Origin of the sequence: Ramlibacter sp., from assembly GCF_028292805.1 — a bacterium.
GTDB lineage: Bacteria > Pseudomonadota > Gammaproteobacteria > Burkholderiales > Burkholderiaceae_C > Ramlibacter.
This window is the reverse complement of record NZ_JAQGLS010000295.1, coordinates 1-3551: the sequence shown is the minus strand read 5'-3', so window position 1 is coordinate 3551 and position 3551 is coordinate 1. Positions and strand designations below refer to the sequence as shown.

The following is a 3551-nucleotide window of genomic DNA, read 5'->3' as shown; positions in this document are numbered from 1 at the left end:
TGGTGATCGGCATCGTCCAGGCGCGCTTCAACCAGGGCGTGACCAACGCGCTGGCCAAGGCCTGCTGGGACGAGCTGCTGGCGCATGGCGTGCAGGAAAAGAACATCGACCACGTGCAGGTGCCGGGGGCGCTGGAAGTGCCGACGGCGCTGCAGGCGATGGCGGAAAAAGGCGGCTACAACGCGCTGGTGGCGCTGGGCTGCATCATCCGTGGCGAAACCTACCACTTCGAGCTGGTGGCCAACGAGTCGGCCGCCGGCGTGACGCGCGTCGCGCTGGACTACCAGCTGCCGATCGCCAATGCCATCCTGACCACCGAGAACCTGGAGCAGGCCCTGGCGCGCCAGCTCGACAAGGGCCGCGACGCGGCGCTGGTCGCCATCGAAATGGCAAACCTGATCGAGGACCTCGCATGAGCACCGCACGGCTGCCCGAAGGGGCTCGGAGCGCAGTGCGCAGCACGGAGGTTTTCGAATGACGGAACCCCGCAAGACATCGGCCAAGCCGGCCCGCAGCCGGGCCCGCGAATTCGCCGTGCAGGCGCTCTACCAGCACCTGGTGGGCCGGCAGGACGCCGCCTCGATCGACGCCTTCACCCGCGGCCTGTCGGGTTTTCACAAGGCCGATTCGGTGCATTTCGACGCGCTGCTGCACGGCTGCATCCAGGACGCTGCCGCGCTGGACGCCCTGATCGTGCCGCTGCTCGATCGCAAGCTCGAGCTGCTGTCGCCGATCGAGCGCGCCGTGATGTGGATCGGCGCCTACGAGTTCCTGCACGTGCCGGACGTGCCCTGGCGCGTGGTCATCAACGAATGCATCGAGCTGGCCAAGGAGTTCGGCGGCACCGACGGCCACAAGTACGTCAACGGCGTGCTCAACGGGCTGGCGCCGCAGCTGCGGCAGGCGGAGGTCGACGCCGACCGCGCCAGCGGGAAGGCCCGCCCGTGAGGATTTCGCGGCGCGCCGAGCGGATCGAACCGTTCTACGTGATGGAGGTGGCCAAGGCCGCCTCGCAGCTGGCGCGCGAAGTGGCGCGCAGCGCCCAGCCGATGATTTTCCTGAACATCGGCGAGCCGGACTTCACGGCGCCGCCGCTGGTGCAGGAGGCCGCGGCGCGCGCGGTGCGCGACGGCCGCACCCAGTACACCGACGCCACCGGCCTGCAGGCGCTGCGCGAACGCATCAGCGGCTGGTACACCCAGCGCTTCGGCGTGGACGTGCCGGCCGGGCGGATCGTGATCACCGCGGGCGCCTCGGCCGCGCTGCAGCTGGCCTGCCTGGCGCTGGTCGACGCCGGCGACGAGATCCTGATGCCGGACCCGAGCTATCCCTGCAACCGGCATTTCGTCAGCGCCGCCGACGGCACCGCGGTGCTGATCCCGACCACGGCGGCGCAACGCTACCAGCTCAGCGCCGCCAAGGTGCAGGAGCACTGGGGGCCGAAGACGCGCGGGGTGCTGCTGGCCTCGCCCTCCAATCCCACCGGCACCTCGATCCATCCCGACGAACTGCGACGGATCCATCACTTGGTGCAGTCGCGCGGCGGCATCACGCTGCTCGACGAGATCTACCTGGGTCTGAGCCACGACGAGACCTTCGGCCACACCGGGCTGGCGATCGACGACAGCGTGATCAGCATCAACAGCTTTTCCAAGTACTTCAACATGACCGGCTGGCGCCTGGGCTGGATGGTGGTGCCGCAGGCGCTGGTGCCGGTGATCGAGCGGCTGGCGCAGAACCTGTTCATCTGCCCGAGCACGGTGGCGCAGCACGCGGCGCTGGCCTGCTTCGAGCCCGACAGCATCGCCGAGTACGAGCGCCGGCGCGCCGAGTTCAAGGCCCGCCGCGACTGGTTCATCCCGCAGCTGCAGGCTCTGGGGCTGGCGCTGCCGGTGCTGCCGGACGGCGCCTTCTACGCCTGGGCCGACTGCACCGAGGCCGCCGGCCGGCTGGGCGTGCAGGGCAGCTGGGACTTCGCCTTCGAGGTGATGCAGCGCGCCCACGTGGCCGTGACCCCCGGCCGCGACTTCGGTCAGGCGGAGACCGGCCGCTTCGTGCGCTTTTCCACCGCGAACTCCATGGCGCAGCTGCAGGAGGCGGTGGCCCGCCTCAAATCCCTGCTGGGATGAAGGCCCACCCCCGAAGCGCCTGCTGCGTCGCGCCCGCAAGGCGGCGCCGCCAGCGGCCCGGCGCAGCCGGTACCGCGGCGGGCCCGGAATGGAACCGGGAGAACTGAAATCCAAAGTGGTTCAGTCTTCGGCTGGCCGGTCCGGGTCTACTGGGAAGACACCGATGCGGGCGGCATCGTGTTCTACGCCAACCACCTGAAGTTCTTCGAGCGTGCGCGCACCGAGTGGCTGCGCTCGCTGGGCGTGGCGCAGGGTGCGCTGCGCGAAAGCGCCGGCGGCATCTTCGTGGTGAGCGAAACCAGCGTGCGCTACCTCGCGCCGGCCCGGCTGGATGATGAACTTCTTGTTACGGCCCAGCTCGAAAAAGCAGGCCGTGCGTCTTTGATAATCGCCCAGCAGGCTCGCCGCGGCGCCACCGTGTTGGCCGAAGGAACCATCCGCATCGGCTGGGTCGATGCCCAAACACTACGGCCGGGACGGATCCCGGACGCCATCCTCGAAGTACTGGAGAATTCGTGAACGATGCAGCAGGTTTGAGCAACTCCACGCGGCGACGCCTGGACGGTGCGCACTACCATGCAGCATCGTGCCTGCCGTGAAGATGATCCGGCTGTGCCGGTCCTCTTCAAACTGATCAAAACACAACAACTCGAAAAAATCGGCACGATTTTTTCGAGTGAAGAAATCCATGAACCAAGACCTGTCGATCCTCCAACTCGTGCTCGGTGCCAGCCTGGTGGTGCAACTTGTCATGCTGCTGCTGCTGGTCGTGTCGGTGACCAGCTGGGCCGCCATTTTCCGCAAGCTGTTCGGCCTGCAGCGCGTGAACAAGCTGAACGACGATTTCGAGCGTGAGTTCTGGTCCGGCACCAGCCTGAACGACCTGTTCTCGGGCGCCGCGCAAAACGCCAAGACGGCCGGCCCGATGGAGCGCATCTTCGCCTCCGGCATGCGCGAGTACCAGAAGCTGCGCGAGCGCCGCATCAGCGACGCCGCCACCTTGCTGGATGGCGCACGCCGCGCCATGCGCGCCAGCTTCCAGCGCGAGATGGACGTGGTGGAAACCAACCTGTCGTTCCTGGCCTCGGTCGCTTCGGTCTCGCCCTATGTCGGTCTGTTCGGCACCGTCTGGGGAATCATGCATGCCTTCACCGGACTGGCCAGCCTGCAGCAGGTGACGCTGGCCACCGTGGCGCCCGGCATCGCCGAGGCGCTGGTGGCCACCGCCATCGGCCTGTTCGCCGCCATCCCGGCCGTCGTCGCCTACAACCGCTTCGCGCGTGACATCGACCGCATCGCGATCCAGCTCGAGACCTTCATCGAGGAGTTCTCGAACATCCTGCAGCGAAACGCCGGCGTCGCGCCAGTCGCGGCGCGCCAGGCCTGAGCGGCGGAGGCTCCCGATGCCCGCCGTCAGTCACC

General features: G+C 68.0%; 4 protein-coding genes and 1 pseudogene. All 5 read left to right on the top strand.

Annotated elements, in window-relative coordinates; translation table 11 throughout:
• Positions 1 to 2 precede the first annotated feature (2 nt).
• The 5 genes and pseudogenes from ribH (at position 3) to tolQ (ending at position 3516) form a co-directional block, all read left to right on the top strand.
• On the top strand, positions 3 to 416 hold the full coding sequence (gene ribH / locus JWP65_RS18080) for a 6,7-dimethyl-8-ribityllumazine synthase (protein ID WP_299766243.1): 414 nt from the start codon (positions 3 to 5) through the stop codon (positions 414 to 416).
• A gap of 70 nt (positions 417 to 486) precedes the next feature.
• Positions 487 to 948 (top strand): annotated as a pseudogene (gene nusB / locus JWP65_RS18075) (transcription antitermination factor NusB); the annotation flags it as partial.
• Positions 945 to 2129 carry a pyridoxal phosphate-dependent aminotransferase gene (locus JWP65_RS18070; protein WP_299766241.1) on the top strand — a complete coding sequence of 395 codons (1185 nt, stop codon included), beginning with the start codon at positions 945 to 947 and terminating at the stop codon, positions 2127 to 2129. The pseudogene nusB and the gene JWP65_RS18070, both read left to right, overlap by 4 nt.
• A 108-nt stretch (positions 2130 to 2237) precedes the next feature.
• Positions 2238 to 2648 carry a tol-pal system-associated acyl-CoA thioesterase gene (ybgC, locus tag JWP65_RS18065; protein ID WP_299766245.1) on the top strand — a complete coding sequence of 137 codons (411 nt, stop codon included), beginning with the start codon at positions 2238 to 2240 and terminating at the stop codon, positions 2646 to 2648.
• 169 nt (positions 2649 to 2817) lie between these two features.
• The gene (tolQ, locus tag JWP65_RS18060) at positions 2818 to 3516 is read left to right on the top strand and encodes a protein TolQ (RefSeq protein WP_299766239.1); all 699 of its coding nucleotides are present in this window, start codon (positions 2818 to 2820) and stop codon (positions 3514 to 3516) included.
• The last annotated feature ends 35 nt before the right edge of the window (positions 3517 to 3551 follow it).